This is a genomic window from Streptomyces sp. SID5464, assembly GCF_009862985.1.
Lineage (GTDB): Bacteria > Actinomycetota > Actinomycetes > Streptomycetales > Streptomycetaceae > Streptomyces > Streptomyces chartreusis_D.
The window spans coordinates 11092-26834 of sequence record NZ_WWIQ01000054.1 but is presented as its reverse complement, the minus strand read 5'-3'; the positions used below and the strand labels follow the sequence as shown (position 1 = coordinate 26834).

Annotated in this window: 17 protein-coding genes; 4 read left to right on the top strand and 13 right to left on the bottom strand. The window is 72.8% G+C overall.

Annotated features, from left to right (window positions below; all coding sequences use genetic code 11):
- Positions 1–165: 165 nt before the first annotated feature.
- Positions 166–867 carry a transketolase gene (locus GTY47_RS26155; RefSeq protein ID WP_010044695.1) on the top strand — a complete coding sequence of 234 codons (702 nt, stop codon included), beginning with the start codon at positions 166–168 and terminating at the stop codon, positions 865–867.
- A gap of 29 nt (positions 868–896) precedes the next feature.
- Positions 897–1808, top strand: a complete 912-nt coding sequence (locus GTY47_RS26150) for a transketolase C-terminal domain-containing protein (RefSeq protein ID WP_010044693.1) — start codon at positions 897–899, stop codon at positions 1806–1808.
- 13 nt (positions 1809–1821) lie between these two features.
- Here the strand turns inward: GTY47_RS26150 and GTY47_RS26145 are convergent, their stop codons facing one another.
- From GTY47_RS26145 to GTY47_RS26090, 12 genes are all read right to left on the bottom strand, one after another.
- A complete protein-coding gene (locus GTY47_RS26145) occupies positions 1822–2181 on the bottom strand; it encodes an MmcQ/YjbR family DNA-binding protein (protein ID WP_010044689.1) in 360 nt (119 codons plus the stop codon).
- Between the two features lie 30 nt (positions 2182–2211).
- Positions 2212–2745 (bottom strand): GNAT family N-acetyltransferase, encoded by a 534-nt coding sequence (locus GTY47_RS26140; protein WP_010044687.1) that lies wholly within the window; start codon positions 2743–2745, stop codon positions 2212–2214.
- A complete protein-coding gene (locus GTY47_RS26135; RefSeq protein ID WP_029181514.1) occupies positions 2742–3314 on the bottom strand; it encodes an XRE family transcriptional regulator in 573 nt (190 codons plus the stop codon). Before GTY47_RS26135 ends, GTY47_RS26140 begins: the two co-directional genes overlap by 4 nt.
- Before the next feature lie 46 nt (positions 3315–3360).
- Complete coding sequence (locus GTY47_RS26130; protein ID WP_010044683.1) at positions 3361–4278, bottom strand: LysR family transcriptional regulator; 918 nt, start codon at positions 4276–4278, stop codon at positions 3361–3363.
- Positions 4279–4309: 31 nt separating this feature from the next.
- Positions 4310–5503, bottom strand: a complete 1194-nt coding sequence (locus tag GTY47_RS26125; protein WP_010044681.1) for a glycine C-acetyltransferase — start codon at positions 5501–5503, stop codon at positions 4310–4312.
- A 35-nt stretch (positions 5504–5538) separates the two neighbouring features.
- On the bottom strand, positions 5539–6567 hold the full coding sequence (gene tdh / locus GTY47_RS26120; protein ID WP_010044675.1) for an L-threonine 3-dehydrogenase: 1029 nt from the start codon (positions 6565–6567) through the stop codon (positions 5539–5541).
- Positions 6568–6752: 185 nt separating this feature from the next.
- Positions 6753–7325 carry a GAF domain-containing protein gene (locus tag GTY47_RS26115; RefSeq protein WP_010044674.1) on the bottom strand — a complete coding sequence of 191 codons (573 nt, stop codon included), beginning with the start codon at positions 7323–7325 and terminating at the stop codon, positions 6753–6755.
- Positions 7326–7410: 85 nt separating this feature from the next.
- Positions 7411–8040: an ATP/GTP-binding protein gene (locus GTY47_RS26110; RefSeq protein WP_010044673.1), complete on the bottom strand. Its 630-nt coding sequence runs from the start codon at positions 8038–8040 to the stop codon at positions 7411–7413.
- On the bottom strand, positions 8018–8389 hold the full coding sequence (locus tag GTY47_RS26105; RefSeq protein ID WP_010044672.1) for a DUF742 domain-containing protein: 372 nt from the start codon (positions 8387–8389) through the stop codon (positions 8018–8020). The genes GTY47_RS26110 and GTY47_RS26105 overlap by 23 nt, the downstream gene beginning before the upstream one ends.
- Before the next feature lie 2 nt (positions 8390–8391).
- On the bottom strand, positions 8392–8826 hold the full coding sequence (locus GTY47_RS26100) for a roadblock/LC7 domain-containing protein (protein WP_010044671.1): 435 nt from the start codon (positions 8824–8826) through the stop codon (positions 8392–8394).
- Between the two features lie 74 nt (positions 8827–8900).
- Positions 8901–10937 (bottom strand): ATP-binding protein, encoded by a 2037-nt coding sequence (locus GTY47_RS26095; RefSeq protein ID WP_010044670.1) that lies wholly within the window; start codon positions 10935–10937, stop codon positions 8901–8903.
- A 530-nt stretch (positions 10938–11467) separates the two neighbouring features.
- Positions 11468–12733: an MBL fold metallo-hydrolase gene (locus GTY47_RS26090; RefSeq protein WP_010044669.1), complete on the bottom strand. Its 1266-nt coding sequence runs from the start codon at positions 12731–12733 to the stop codon at positions 11468–11470.
- Between the two features lie 127 nt (positions 12734–12860).
- Here GTY47_RS26090 and GTY47_RS26085 point away from each other — a divergent pair, with 127 nt between their 5' ends.
- Entirely contained in the window at positions 12861–14039 is a 1179-nt protein-coding gene (locus GTY47_RS26085) for a glutamate dehydrogenase (protein WP_010044668.1), read from the top strand.
- A gap of 85 nt (positions 14040–14124) precedes the next feature.
- Positions 14125–14739, top strand: a complete 615-nt coding sequence (locus tag GTY47_RS26080) for a TetR/AcrR family transcriptional regulator (RefSeq protein WP_078602925.1) — start codon at positions 14125–14127, stop codon at positions 14737–14739.
- A 30-nt stretch (positions 14740–14769) separates the two neighbouring features.
- Here the strand turns inward: GTY47_RS26080 and GTY47_RS26075 are convergent, their stop codons facing one another.
- A complete protein-coding gene (locus GTY47_RS26075) occupies positions 14770–15510 on the bottom strand; it encodes a helix-turn-helix domain-containing protein (protein WP_010044666.1) in 741 nt (246 codons plus the stop codon).
- Between the last annotated feature and the right edge of the window lie 233 nt (positions 15511–15743).

Below are 15743 nucleotides of genomic sequence, written 5' to 3'. Positions count from 1 at the left end.
AGTGCGCTACCAAGCTGCGCCACGTCCCGTTGCCCGTCTGACCTGGGGATTCCCCCGGCCGAACGCGCAGGGAAACCATACCGCACTCGCGCCGGTGATCGCGCATCCGTTTCCGGGCACCCGTCGCTTGACCTCAACATTGGTTGAGGTTGCACGCTCGTCCGCATGACGAACGCGACGGACATGACACACACGTACGCCGACCTGCCGGGACTCATGGGCCTGATGACCGGCGACGAGAAGCACGGCCCGGCCGCGACGTCCACGCTGGACGTGCTGTGGGTGTTGTACGACCGGGTGCTGCGGGTGAGCCCGGAGGGGATGGCCGACCCTGAGCGGGACCGGTTCCTGCTGTCGAAGGGGCACGGGCCGATGGCGTACTACGCCGTGCTGGCCGCCAAGGGCTTCATCCCGGTGGAGTGGCTGCCCGGCTTCGGCTCGTACGACTCACCCCTCGGTCACCATCCCGACCGCACGCTCGTGCCGGGGGCCGAGATCGGCAGCGGATCGCTCGGGCACGGGCTGCCGATCGCCGTCGGCACGGCACTGGGGCTGCGCGCCCAGGGGCTCGACGAGCCACGGGTGTGGGCGCTGATCGGAGACGCCGAGCTGGACGAGGGCAGCAACCACGAGGCGATCGCCTTCGCCGGGCCCGCCGGGCTCGACCGGCTGCACACCGTCGTCGTCGACAACTCCTCCGCGTCGTACGCGCGGCCCGGCGGCATCGCCGCCCGCTTCGAGGCGGCGGGCTGGTCCGCGCTGACCGTCGACGGCCGTGACCACGAGGCGCTGTACGCCGCCTTCACCGCACCGCACCCGGGCCGCCCGCACGTGGTCGTGGCCCGGGTCGAGCCGAAGTCCGCCTGACCTCCCCGCCGGAAAGGAACCAGAACGCCATGGACACCATGCGTGATCGCTTCGCCCCTGTCGTCTCCCGGCTGCTCGACGAGGACCCACGGGTCGCCGTCGTCCTCGCCGAGATCGGCAGGGACGGCTTCGCCGAGGCGGCCCGGCGCCACCCCGACCGGGTCGTCAACGTCGGCATCCGCGAGCAGCTGCTGGTCGGCGCGGCCGCGGGGCTGGCGCTGACCGGACTGCGGCCCGTCGTGCACACTTTCGCCAGCTTTCTCGTCGAGCGGCCCTTCGAGCAGGTCAAGCTGGACCTCGGGCACCAGGACCTGGGCGCGGTGCTGGTGAGCGCCGCCGCCTCCTTCGACTGGCCCGCGGGCGGCTACACCCACATGGCGCCGGGCGACGTGGCGCTGCTCGACACCCTGGACGGCTGGACCATCCATGTGCCGGGCCACCCGGACGAGGCCGAGACGCTGCTGCGGCACGCGGTCGCCGCGGGCGACGACAAGGTCTACGTGCGGCTGTCCCTCCAGTCCAACGGGCGGGCGCTGCCCGTCGACGGGGAGCGCTTCCGCACGGTCCGCGAGGGACGCACCGGGGTCGTGGTCGCCGTCGGGCCGATGCTCGACACGGTGCTCGCCGCCACCGAGGGCCTCGACGTCACGGTCCTGTACGCGACGACCGTCCGCCCCTTCGACGGGGCCGCCCTGCGCCGGGCCACCCGGGCGGCCGGGGCGGACGTCGTCCTCGTCGAGCCCTACCTGGCGGGCACCTCGACGGCCGCCGCGAACGACGCGCTGTCCGAGGTGCCGCACCGGGTGCTGGGGCTGGGCGTGGGCCGTCGCGAACTGCGGCGGTACGGGCAGCCGGCGGAGCATGTCGCCGCCCATGGCCTCGACGCCCGGTCGCTGCGGGAGCGCATCGGGGGGTTCGTCGGGGCGGCGGCTCCCGCGTGAGACCCGGAGGAGGTCACTCCCCCGCCGGGAGGCCCAGCCGGGGATGCGCCTCCAGGAGCCGGGGCGGAGCCGCCTGGCGCCAGGAGTCGGCCAGGATGTCCCGCAGTTCGCCCTCGTCCTCCAGCGCGTCGAGCCGGGCCCGCACCCAGGCGAACTGCGCCTCGTGGTCGGCGATCCAGAACTTCCCCGGCTCGGCGAGCACCAACTCGTCCCGCTCCTCCTTGGGGCAGCGCACGGCGATGGACGTCTCGTCCTCCGGCAGGGTGGCGAACATCTTTCCCGCGACCCGGAACGTGGGCATGCTCCAGGCGATCTTCTCCGTCGTGTCCGGCAGGGACAGCGCGATACGGCGTACGTCTTCGGCATCCGGCATGGCAGGCACGTTATCGGCTGCCACTGACAATCACCTGGTGAGAGCGGTTGCCGGTATGTGCTTGTAGTAGATCGTCGTCGGCCGCAGCCGACCGTCGGGGCTCGCCGCGTAGTCGGGGATCGCGCCGACCGCGGTCCAGCCGGCCGAGCGGTACAGATGCTCGGCGGGGCTGCCGGTCTCGGTGTCCAGGTGCAGGAGGGTGACGCCGGCCTCTGCGGCGGCGCCCTCCGCCGTGGTCAGGAGCCTGCGTCCGAGGCCACGGCCCCGGGCGTCCCGGTGCACCATGAGCTTGACGAGTTCGGCGCGGTGGCGGCTGTTCGCCTTGGCGGGGAAGGCCAGGCTCACGGTGCCCAGCACCCGGCCCCCGTCGTACGCCGCCCAGACGGCGAGCCGTCCCGCTGCCGTCTCGGCGGCCCGCTCCTCCCACCAGGCGAGCGCCTCCGCACGGTCGAGCGGGGCGAGGAAGCCGACCGAGGCACCGCCGTTCACGGTGTCGGCCAGCAGATCCGCCAACCCGGCCCCGCACCGGGCGAACCGGTCTGCGTCCAGACGGTCGACGATCACGGCCGCACCACCGCCAGCAGGTACCGGACGCCGTCGGGAGCGGCGCACCGGAACCGGGTCGGGCCCCACACGCGCATGCGCAGGCAGTCGCCGGCGCCGAGGTGGTGTTCGGTGTCCTGCGCGGTCACGTCGAGGGCCCCTGCGAGGACCCAGATGTGCTGTTCCAGACCGGTGACGGGCGGACGGTCGTAGGCGATGTCGGCGCCGGGCGAGAGGCGGGCCTCGACGAGTTCGCCGCGCAGGGCGGAGTGCGGTGGTGACACGGACCGCCGTACGAAGCCGGAGGCCTGGTCCCGCCATACGAGCTGGTCGGCGGCCCGCAGCACGGGGGCCGGCTCGGCCTCGACCTCGCTGAGCAGTTGGGACATGGTCCGCCCGTAGACGGCGCACAGGCGGTTCAGGAGGGAGGCCGTGGGGCTGGTCTCCGCCCGCTCGGCCCGGGACAGAGTCGACCGGCTCACTCCGCTGCGGTCGGCCAACTCGCCCAGGGACCAGCCGTGTTCGGCCCGCAGCTCGGCCAGGCGCGCGCCGAGCCGGGTGTCGACGGGATCCACTTCGTCGCTTCTCATATTCGGGATGCTATCCCGGATATGAGACGCCCCCGTTTCCGGCTCCTCACACCGGCAGTGGCTGCGCCTGGGCCGCCGCGCCGAGCGCGTCCAGCACCGGGCGGATCAGCGGATGCCCCTCGGCTCCCCGGCGCACGGCGGCGAAGACCCGCCGGGTGGGCGCCGTGCCGTCGACGGGGCGGACGACCACCCCGGCGAGGTCCATACCGCGCAGCGCCGAGCGCGGCACGAGGGCCACGCCCGCGTCGGCGGAGGCGAGGGCGACAACCGCGCGGAAGTCGTCCGAGGAGTGCTCCATGCGGGGCTGGAAGCCGGCGTTCTCGCAGGCCAGGACCACCACGTCGTGGCAGGGGTTGCCGGGGTACGGGCCGATCCACGCGTCCTTGGCCAGTTCGGCGAGCGGGACCTCCGCCGCCCCGGCCAGGCGGTGGGCGACCGGGACGACCGCGTCGAAGGGCTCGGCGTACAGCGGTACGTGAGTCAGTCGCGGGTCGTCGGCGGGCGGGGCGCCCCGGTACTCGACCGCGACGGCGACGTCGACCTGTCGGTCCAGCACCATCGGCAGGCTGGCGTCGCCCTCGGCGTCCTGGACGCGGATGCGGATCCCGGGCGCCGAATCGGCGAGGCGGGCCACCGCGGGCGCGACGACCAGCGCGATGCCGGTCGCGAAGGAGGCGACCGTGACGGCGCCGGCCGCCCCCGAGCTGTAGGCGGCCAACTCGGCCTCGGCCCGCTCCAGTTGGGCGAGGACCGCGTTGGTGTGGCTGAGCAGGATCTCGCCGGCCGGGGTGAGGCGTACGCCCTTGGCGCCGCGCTCGACGAGCCGGTGCCCGGTCTCCTGCTCCAGCGCGGCGAGCTGCTGGGACACCGCCGACGGGGTCAGATACAGCGCGGCGGCAGCCGCCGTCACCGTACGGTGGTCGGCCACCGCACGGAGGATGTGGAGCCGCCGCGCCTCGATCATGCGATCGATTCTCTCAGGTCGCCGGCGTCGCTCAGCCGGCCAGCTCCGCCCGTGCCGCCACGAAGGCGTCGACCGCGCGACGGACGTCCTCGGCCGAGTGCGCTGCCGACAGCTGGACGCGGATCCGGGCCTGGCCCTGCGGCACCACCGGGTAGGAGAAGCCGATCACGTACACGCCGCGCTCCAGCAGCAGCTCCGCCATCCGCCCGGCGACCGCCGCGTCACCGATCATCACCGGGGCGATGGGGTGGTCACCGGGGAGGACGTCGAAGCCCTCCTCGGTCATCCGGCCGCGGAAGAGAGCCGTGTTCTCGTGGAGGCGGACGCGCAGGTCGTCCGCCGACTCCAGCAGGTCCAGAACCTTCAGGGAGGCCGCCGCGATCACCGGGGCGAGCGTGTTCGAGAACAGGTACGGCCGGGAGCGCTGACGCAGCAGGGCGACGATCTCCGCGCGGGCGGCGACGTAACCGCCGGAGGCGCCGCCGAGGGCCTTGCCGAGGGTGCCGGTGATGATGTCGACGCGGTCCATGACGCCGTGCAGCTCGGGCGTGCCGCGGCCCCCCGGTCCGACGAAGCCGACGGCGTGCGAGTCGTCCACCATGACCATCGCGTCGTAGCGGTCGGCGAGGTCGCAGATCTCCCGCAGCGGTGCCACGTAGCCGTCCATGGAGAAGACGCCGTCGGTGACGATCAGCCGGCGACGCGCGTCGGACGCCTCCTTCAGCCGCGCCTCCAGTTCGGCCAGATCACGGTTGGCGTACCGCAGGCGGCGGGCCTTGGACAGCCGGATGCCGTCGATGATCGACGCGTGGTTGAGCGCGTCGGAGATGACCGCGTCCTCCGGGCCGAGCAGCGTCTCGAACACGCCGCCGTTGGCGTCGAAGCAGGAGGAGTACAGGATCGTGTCCTCCTGGCCGAGGAACGCCGACAGCCGCGCCTCAAGTTCCTTGTGCACTTCCTGGGTGCCGCAGATGAAGCGGACGGAGGCCATGCCGTAGCCCCAGCGGTCCAGGGCCTCGTGGGCGGCGGCGACGACCTCGGGGTGGTCGGCGAGGCCGAGGTAGTTGTTGGCGCAGAAGTTGAGGACCTCGCCGGGGCGGCCGCCCGCGGTGACGTTGACGGTGGCGGACTGCGGACTGCCGATCACGCGCTCGGGCTTGTGCAGGCCAGCGGCGCGGATCTCGTCGAGGGTGGCACGCAGGTCGTCGCGCACGGAGTCGAACATGAGAAGGCTCCTGAGATGCTTGCGGGGAAGGGGAGTTACGCGGTCCAGTCGAGGATGACCTTGCCGCCGCGGCCGCTCGCCGCGTCGGCGAACGCCGCCTCGAAGTCGCGGTAGCCGTACCGGCCGGTGATCACGGGGGCGAGGTCGAGGCCGCCCTCCAGCAGCACGGACATCGCGTACCAGGTCTCGAACATCTCGCGGCCGTAGATGCCCTTGACGGTGATCATCGAGGTGACGATCCGGGCCCAGTCGACGGGGAACTCCTGCGCGGGCAGGCCGAGCATCGCGATCCGGCCGCCGTGCGTCATGTTGGCGATCATGTCCCGCATGGCTTCGGGGCGGCCGGACATCTCCAGGCCGATGTCGAAGCCCTCGCGCAGTCCGAGCGTGCGCTGCCCGTCGGCGATGGTGGCGCCCGCGACATTGAGCGCGAGGCTGACCCCGACCTTGCGGGCCAGCTCCAGCCGCTCCTCGCTGACGTCGGTGATCATGACGTGGCGGGCGCCCGCGTGCCGGGCCACGGCGGCGGCCATCAGCCCGATGGGGCCCGCCCCGGTGATCAGCACGTCCTCGCCGACGAGCGGGAACGACAGCGCGGTGTGCACGGCGTTGCCGAACGGGTCGAAGATCGCGGCCACGTCGAGGTCGACGGGCACCCGGTGCACCCAGACGTTGGCGGCGGGCAGGACGACGTACTCGGCGAACGCCCCGTCGCGGCCCACGCCCAGACCTATGGTGGCCCGGCACAGGTGGCGGCGGCCGGCCAGGCAGTTGCGGCACTTGCCGCACACCAGATGGCCCTCGCCGCTCACCCGGTCGCCGACGGCGATGTCGGTGACGTCCCGCCCGGTCGCGACGACCTCGCCGACGAACTCGTGCCCGACCACGAGCGGGGTGCGGATCGCCTGCTGCGCCCAGCCGTCCCAGGCCCTGATGTGCAGGTCGGTGCCGCAGATACCGGTGCGCAGCACCTTGATCAGTACGTCGCCGGGCCCGGCAGCGGGCTCCGGGACGTCCGCGAGCCACAGCCCGGGCTCCGCCTTCTGTTTGACCAGCGCCTTCACCGCTACGGCTCCTGGGGGTGAGTCCCGGCTCCGGGCATGCCGAAGGTGTCCCTGGGCCGGGAGAGGAGTGGGATCGCACAGCAATCTGCCGTACGCCGGCCGCACCGGTCCATCGAGGTTTTCTTAAGCGCCGCCGCAGCTTTCCTTCACGCCTCCTGGGTGCGCTGCCGAAGACGCGGGGCGTGTCAGTAGGGCAGCCTGCCGTCCCAGCCCTCCAGCTGTGCGACGAGCTGCGCGGCGTGTTCCTTGATGGCCGTCAGGCCCGGCTTCCCCCACGGCCGGGGCCCGACGTCGGCGACGCTGACCGTGCCCAGCACCAGGCCCGTGCCGTCGATGAGCGGTGCTCCCAGATAGGAGCGGATGCCGAACTCGTCGACCACCGGATTGCCCGCGAACCGCGGATAGTCGTGGACGTCCTCCAGGACCAGGGCCTTGCGTCGCGCCACCACATGGGGGCAGAAGCCATGGTCGCGGGGGAGACTACGGCCGACCCGGGGGCTGGTGCCGTCGCTCCGCACCACCGGCGCGACGGCCGGAACGCACAGGCCCGCGTAGAACTGGCCTCGCTCGTCCGGGAAGTTGACCATGGCGTACGGCGCACCGGTGAGCTCGGCGAGGCCGTGCGCGAAGGCGTCGAGTGCGGGTTCGGGGCGCTCCCCCAGGCCCAGCAGGCGCAGTCGGCCGGCGCGGGCGGGGGCCTCCTTGTCCTCGGGTGTGAGCAGCAGACGACCGGCCGGGCGCGGCGGGTCGTAGCTCATGGGCGTCCTCCCGGACTGTGGGCATGCGTCATATACGGGCTCCCTGGCGGGGTTGGGGGATCACATGTGGGATCACTTGTGGCGTTCACATGTGGGCGCCATACCCCGTCGCGGGGGCGGGCGCATGGGCGATGAGGTGGCGCACGAGGGTCAGCAGGGTCTGCACCCCGGAGCTGGAGATCCGGGCGTCGCAGCACACGACGGGGATCTCCTCGGACAGGTCGAGGGCGGCGCGCACCTCCTCCGGGTCGTACCGGTGGGCGCCGTCGAACTCGTTGACGGCGACGATGAAGCCGAGGCCGCGTTGTTCGAAGAAGTCGACGGCCGCGAAACACTCCTGGAGGCGGCGGGTGTCGGCGAGGATGACCGCCCCGAGTGCGCCCTCGCACAACTCGTCCCACATGAACCAGAACCGCTCCTGTCCGGGGGTGCCGAACAGGTACAGCACGTGTTTCGGATCGAGCGTGATGCGGCCGAAGTCCATGGCCACGGTCGTCTCGACCTTGTTCTCGATGCCGTCGAGGTTGTCCGTCGCGGCGCTGACGGTGGTGAGCAGCTCCTCCGTGCTGAGCGGCGCGATCTCGCTGACCGCGCCGACGAAGGTCGTCTTGCCCACGCCGAACCCGCCCGCCACCAGGATCTTGAGGGCGGTGGGGAACGGGTCGCCGCCGTGGCCGGAATCGTCGGCGTAGTCAGAGCTGTCGTCGTAGTCCATCGAGCACTGCCTCCAGAAGGGCCCGGTCCGTCGGGTTGTGGTGGAACGCGGGGGGCTTGGTGGTCAGCGCCCCGCAGTCGACGAGGTCCGCCAGCAGCACCTTGGTGACGGCCACCGGCAGCTTCAGATGGGCGGCGACCTCCGCGACGGCGACGGGCACACTGCACCGCTCTAGTGCCTGCGCGTGCTCGGGGCCGAGGTAGCCGAGGGGGGTCGCCCCGGTGGCCATCACCTGCGACATCAGGTCGAGCGCGACGGTGGGACGGGTACGGCCGTTGCTGACCGTGAACGGGCGCACCAGCCGCCCGGCCGCGTCGTCGAGCCAGGGCCCGTCACCGGCCGCCGCCACCCTCAAGGCCTCATCGCCGGGGATTCGACGGACTGCTGGCGGGGAGCGGTGACCAGGTACGGGCGGACGCTCTTGACCAGCATCGCCATCTCGTAGCCGAGGACCGCCGCGTCGGCCTCCCGGCCGGCGAGCACGGCCAGGCAGGTGCCGGAGCCGGCGGTGGTGACGAACAGCAGGGTCGAGGCGAGTTCGACCACGACCTGCCGGACGTCGCCGCCGTCGCCGAAGCGGACGCCGGCGCTGCGGCCGAGGGAGTACAGGCCGGAGGCCAGGGCGGCCATGTGGTCGGCGCTGTCCGGGTCGAGGCCGTGGACGGACTTCACGAGCCCGTCGCAGGACAGGAGCACCGCGGCGGTCGTGTGCGGCACGCGCTGCACGAGGCCGCTCATCAGCCAGTCGAGATCGGATACATGGGCGGTCGGCGCATCGCTCGCCATGGTGGATCGACTCCTTGGGGTACGAAGGTCTGCGGGAGCGCTGGGGGTGGGAACAGAGGTGGGAACGGGGGTGGTCATCCGGCGGGTGCGCTCCCGTCGTGCCGGGTGGTGGTGTGGTCGGGGCGGGACGCGGTCACACCGTCCCGTGCGCCGCGCGCCTCGGTTATGCGAGCCGCGTCGACGGTGGGGAGGGACTCGGTGTGCACCGGCTCCATGGGGGTCGGGTCCCGGTGTGCGGGCTCGATGTGCGTCGGAGGCTCCAGGTGTGTCGACGACTCCGTGTCGCCCCACTCCGTGTTCCCGGTCTCCATGTGCTGTTGGGCCTCGGCAAGGCTGATACCGCGCTGGAAGGCCGCCATCAGGCCGGGATCGTGGCCGACGAGGAACTCGGGGTCCTGGCGCGGCGTGGGACCGTCGCGCAGCTGGGGTGCGATGTGTTCCTGGGCACGGCGGCGGGGCAGTTGGGGCTTGCCCATGGTGCCGCGCACCGTGCCGTTGCGCGGGGTGGGCGGAGCCGTCACGTTCTCGGCGAGGATGCGCCGGTCGTCGGGGCTGATGCCGGGCCGCGCCTCGGCCGGGTTGGGCCGCTCCCGATGGGTCCCGCGCACGGGCAGGGGCGCGGGCCGGCCGCTCTGCGGGCTTCGGCCCGAGGCCCGTTCGGCCTCCTGCTGGTGCGCGCGGGTCGGGGTGGGCGCCCTCGGCGGGACCGACGGCAACGCTTCGGACGCGGCACCCGACCCGGACGGGAATCCGTACACCGCCGAGGACTCTGACGCAGCCACCTCCGCTGGGGACGCCCCCGTGGACGCCGCTCCGGCTCGGGACTCGGGCACGACCCCGGCCGCGTCTCCGGCCCCGACCGCGGACTGCCCGGTGCCCCCGGGCGCGCCCGCCTCCGCCCCGAGCAGCGCCTGCGGCACGACGAGCACCGCCTGCACTCCGCCGTAGATGTTGGTCTGGAGGCGGACGGTGATGCCGTGCCGCCGGGCCAGCTGCGAGACGACGAACAACCCGATGCGGCCGTCCGCGAGGAGCCGGGCGACGTTCACCTGGTCCGGGTCGGCGAGCAAGGCGTTCATCCGCGCCTGCTCCTCCAGGGGCATGCCCAGTCCACGGTCCTCGACCTCGACGGCGAGCCCGGAGGTGACGAGGTTGGCGCGCAGCAGCACCTGGGTGTGCGGGGCGGAGAACACCGTGGCGTTCTCGACGAGTTCGGCCAGCAGGTGGATGACGTCGGCCACGGCGTGTCCGCGCAGGGTGCCGTCGATCGGCGGGACGAGCTTGACCCGCGAGTACTGCTCGACCTCGGCGATGGCCGAGCGCAGCACCTCGGTCATGGAGACCGGGTTGCTCCACTGGCGGCGGGAGACGGCACCGCCGAGCACGGCGAGGTTCTCGGCGTGGCGGCGGATGCGGGTGGCGAGGTGGTCGACGTGGAAGAGCCCCTTGAGCAGGTCGGGGTCCTCCATCTCGTTCTCGAGCTCGTCGAGGATGGAGATCTCGCGGTGCACCAGCGACTGCAGGCGCCGGGCGAGATTGACGAACACCTCGAGCTTCTGTTCGCTGCCCGCCTGGCTGGAGAGCTGCGAGGCGTGGACGACGGCGGTGACGGCGCCGTCGTGCGCACGGGTCAGGTCGGCGGCGAGGAGTTCGAAGTCGTCGGCGCCCTCGGCGGGGCCGCCGCGTGGACTGCTCTGCGGGCCGGGCTGCGGCGGTCCGTCGCCACGGCGCAGCGTCTCGACCAGGGTGCGCAGGTCGGCCTCGCGCCGCGTGGTGGTGCGGCGCAGGACGCCGATGCGGTCGTGCACGGACCGGGCGGCCCGGTTGGCGGCCACCGCGGCGACGACGATGCCGACGAGGGTCACCGAGACCGCCCCGGCGAGCACGGCCCACAGTGTCAGCCCCGGCCGCGCTCCGGTCGACCGGACGGTGAAGAGGACGGCGGCACAACCGCTCAGGGCGACGGCGACGGGCGGCAGTACGGCGAGGCGCAGCAGCTGCGGCCGTATATGGGTCTCGGGCAGCGCGGGTGCGGTGCGGGCGGCCGGCCGCCCGTGCCGCCCGCCCTCACGGCGGTCTGCGCGTGCGGCCGGGGCGCGGAGGTGAGACATCGGTGTCCTCGTACTGGTCCGTCGGGCCTGGGTGCCAGGGGGGCTTGCGGTGGTACGACCGGGCTCACGCGGCCGCTTCCGCGCGCCCCGGGCTGTGGGCTCGGCCGGCTCCCGCCCGGCACCGTCGCGTCCGGAGTCCGCGTGCCGCCCGGGCCCGGAGGGGGCCACCACGGCGGCGCCCGTACCGGCGTCGGTCCTACGCGGGCAGCGGGAATCCCCCTCGCGTCGACTCCCTCGTCCGCCTTGCGCCTGCACGTACCGGTCCCCACTCCTTGATCCGTCTGTTTCCCGACGGACACTGACAGTAGTCGTCAGCGCATCATGTGCGGTGGGCAGTTGACAAACTCATACGGAGAGCGTCCCGCTCTGGTATGAGCTCTCGTACGACAGACCGATAACCTCCTCACACCTCCGGACGCGAACGACAACAGTTCGATCCGACCTGGTCAGAAGTGGTCACGCAGACACGGCGAGGGCCGGGGAGCCTCTCGCTCCCCGGCCCTCGACGTCGACCCTCCGCTCGCTCCGGCTCAGCCCGCCGGAAGCGTTTCAGGGTCCTCCGTGTCCTTGCCCGCCTTGCCGCCACCGTCACTCAACGTATCCGCCTGGGCCACGGCTGCTGCGCTCGATGTGGTGTTGATCGCGGCGCCGGCGAGGGCTTCGCCGGCCGGAAAGCCCCCCGCGGGGGCGAGCGCCACCCCACGCCACCACGGCTCGCAGGGGACGTTCCCGGCCGCGGGCTCGAAGGGTTCACCGGGGTGCGGCAGGGCGATCCGGGCGCCCACGGCGCGGGCGGCCGCGAGCGTCCCCTCGCCGGGATCCGCCCAAGGGTGCGTCGCCAGGTTGAACGTGGCCCAGTGGATGGGCAGCATCGGGCCCTGCTCCGGTCCGCCCTGGAGGTCGAGGTGGGCGCGCATGCCCTCGTCGGGGGTCATGTGGATGTCGGGCCAGAAGTCGGAGTACGCGCCGATCTGGATCATCGTGGCGTCGAACGGCCCGTGCTCGGCGCCGATCTCCTTGAAGCCGTCGAAGTAGCCGGTGTCGCCGCTGTGGTAGATCCGGTGCTCCTCGCCGGCGACGACCCAGGAGGCCCACAGGGTGTGCTGGGTGTTGCGCAGGCCCCGGCCGCAGAAGTGCCGGGCGGGAGTGGCGGTCAGGGTGAGGCCGCCGATCTTCGTCGACTCGTGCCAGTCCAGCTCGCGCAGCCGGCCGGCGGACACGCCCCAGTGCTCCAGGTGCGCCCCGACGCCGAGCGGCACGGCGAACAGCGTGTCCGTGCCGGCCAGGGCCTTGATGGTGGGCATGTCCAGGTGGTCGTAGTGGTCGTGCGAGATGACCACGACGTCGACCGGGCCGAGCGCGGCCAGCGGCAGGGGCACCGGGTGCAGCCGCTTCGGGCCGGCGAACGGGAACGGGGAGCAGCGCTCGCCCCACACCGGGTCGAACAGCACGCGCCGCCCGTCGATCTCGGCGAGCACGCTGGAGTGTCCCATCCAGGTCAGCCGCAGCCCGGTGGCCGGGGGCCGGGCGATGTCGGCGAGGGTGGTGGCGTGCACCGGCACGGTGCCCTTCGGGGCACGGCGGGGCCGGGTCTCCTTGTCGAAGAAGACCTTGGCGAAGTCGAGGGTGGAGCCCGAGGGCCGGGTCCGCGCGGGACCTCCGGGGTTCTGGAAGACCCCGTCCTTGAAGTGGGGCGATCTGCGGATGCGCGCCATGCGCTCACCGCTCGGGTCCGCGCCGAACGCCCCGGGCCGGAGCGCGCGGAGCCCGGAGCTCAGGGAACGGAAACCGGCCACGGTACCTCCAGGTGGAGTCGGTCAGGCTTTCCATTATGGTCGGCCCCTTGCGACAACACCGGGGCCCAGGCGCCCCACGAGGGGTGATACTGAACGGATATTCAGTATTCACGGCGAAGGAGCCCGCATGGCCAGCCCCCTGCTGTCCCTCACCTGGACCGACCACGTCACCGGCCGCCGGGGCTTCCTGGTCGTCGACCGGCTAGTGCGCGGTGTCGCCAGCGGCGGTCTGCGGATGCGCGCGGGCTGCACCCTGGACGAGGTCACCGGCCTGGCCCGCGGCATGACCATGAAGGAGGCCCTCCACTACGACCCCGGCAGCCGCTACGTCCCGCTCGGCGGCGCCAAGGGCGGCATCGACTGCGACCCGCGCGACCCGGAGGCCTACTCGCTGCTGGTGCGGTACCTGCGCGCCATGCGGCCGCACATCGAGAGCTTCTGGACGACCGGCGAGGACCTCGGGCTCACCCAGGACCTGGTGGACCGGGCCGCGGCCGAGGCGGGACTGGTCTCCTCCATCCAGGCCGTGTACCCGCTGCTGGACGACGAGGCCGAGGCCCGTCGGCGGCTGAGGGACGCGTTCGCGGTCGAGGTGGACGGCATCGGCCTGGACGAGCTGGTCGGCGGCTGCGGTGTCGCCGAGGCGGCACTCACGGCGCTGGACCGCGCCGGGGTGCCCCACGCGGGGACACGGGTCGCCCTCCAGGGACTGGGCACCATGGGCGGGGCCACCGCGCGCTTCCTCACCCGCGCGGGACTCACGGTCGTGGCCGTCGCCGACATCAAGGGCACCATCGTCAACCCGGCGGGGCTCGACGTCGAGGCGCTGCTCGCCGCGCGGGATACCCACGGCACCGTGGACCGATCCGCGCTGCGCCCCGGCGACCGCGAACTGCCGGGCGACGCCTGGCTCTCGGCCGACACGGACGTCCTGGTGCCCGCAGCCGTCTCGTACGCGATCGACGCAGGGAACCAGGAGCGGATCACCGCCCGCTGGGTCGTCGAGGCGGCCAACATGCCCGTACAGCCGGAGGCGGAGCTGCTGCTCGCCGCGCGCGGGGTGACCGTGCTGCCGGACGTCGTGGTCAACTCCGGGACGAACGCCTGGTGGTGGTGGACGCTGTTCGGGGACATCGGCGCCGACGCCGAGGAGGCGTTCGCGCACGTACGCCGCTCGATGCGGTCCCTGGTCGAGCGGATGCTGGCCCGCGCTCTGGCCGACGGCACCACACCGCGGGCCGCCGCCCACGCGCTCGTGGCGGACCGGTTGCCGGTCATAGCGGAACGGTTCGGCTGGTACCGCTGACGCACGGCGGGACGATCCGGGCCCCTTGCCGGACCGGCTGAATACACCGGTCAAGAGGGTGCACGCGCGTGTGTAGGGTGGCGGCGTGACGAGAGTCCGGTTGAGCGTGGCGGAACGCCGCGGGGAGCTGCTGCGGGCCGCCGTCGAGCAGATCGAGGCCCGGGGCGTGGCGGCGGTCAGGATCGCCGACGTGGCCTCGGCGCTCGGTGTGAGCAACGCGCTGGTGCTCTACCACTTCTCGACCAAGGAGAAGCTGGTCGCCGCCGCGTTCCGGCATGCGGCCGAGGCCGACCTCGCCCATCTGCGCAGGCTGCTCGGCCGCCGTACGTCGGCACTGCGCCGACTGCGGTCGGCCGTACGGTGGTACGCCCCGACCGGCCAGGCCAAGGGTTGGCGGCTGTGGATCGAGGGCTGGTCGGCGGCGCTGCGCGAGCCCGCGCTGCGGGAGGTCACCCAGGACCTCGACCGGCAGTGGAAGGCGGCCCTCGCCGAGGTCATCGCGGAGGGCATGGCGGCCGGTGAGTTCCACTGCCCCGACCCGCACGGCACGGCCCTCCGCCTCACCGCCCTCCTCGACGGCCTGGCCGTCCAGCTGACGTCCTACCCGGGCGCGGTGCCGCGGGCACGGGCCCAGGAGTGGGCCGAGGAAGCACTGGCCCGCGAACTGGGCCTGGATCCGGCGGCCTCGACCCGGTCCTGACCGGGCGGGAACCCGAATCGAAACGGCCGGCTATCCGCGATCGGCGGTGCCCGAGGTCGTTTCGGGTTTGGTGTGGAGGACCTCGCGGGCCTGCTCCGCGGCACGGACGAGGCTCTCGGCGACGAAGTCGACGAAGCGGGCGATGTTCTCGAGGCGGGTGGCGGCCGGGGTGTCGGGACCGAGGACGCCGACGCCCTGCCGTGCGGCCGCGGCCAGTTGGGCACTGGACCGGGCACTGGCGATCATCGACTGGTAGAAGACGTCGTCGTCGACGGCGTACCGCTCGCGGCGGCCCTCCCCGCGCTCCCGGCGGATGAGGCCCTGGCTCTCCAGGAACGCGACCGCCTTGGACACGGACGCCGGGCTGATCCGGAGGTGCTGGACGAGTTCGGACGCGGTGAGGCTGCCCGCGTCGGTGGTGTAGAGGCACGTCAGCACCCGGGACATCATCTTGGGCAGGCCCTGCCGCATGAGGAGGGTGGTGAACATCTCCTCGTACTCGCGCACGGCCTCGACATCGCGCCCGTCGACCGGCGCGGGCGCCTGCGCCCGCCGGGGCGCGGCCTGCCTCCGCCGGTGGATCCGGCGTTCGGTGGCACGGTGAGCCAGGTCGGCGCGGTAGGCGGTGGGGCCGCCGTTGCGCATCACCTCACGCGTGACCGTCGAGGTCGGACGGTCGAGCCGTCGGGCGATCTCCGCGTAGGCGAGGCCATCGCCCAGCCCCTGCGCGATCTGCTGACGCTCCTGCTGGGTGAGCCTGCCTCCCGGCATCACGGTCCCCTTCGTGCCTAGGTGCCGTCAGCATAGTGCTCGATCTCCACCCATTGCAACGATCAGGTGGACTACCGTTGCATTGACCACCGTCAACTGGCAGTGAACTGCTCAAACGCAGCGCACCAGTTACCACGGCAATGAACGCAACGTAGCTTTCCATATCCTGAAATGAAGAGGGCGGCGAGACGCGCCCGCGCCCGCCGACGCACGGAAGGGGACGTGTCGGGGGG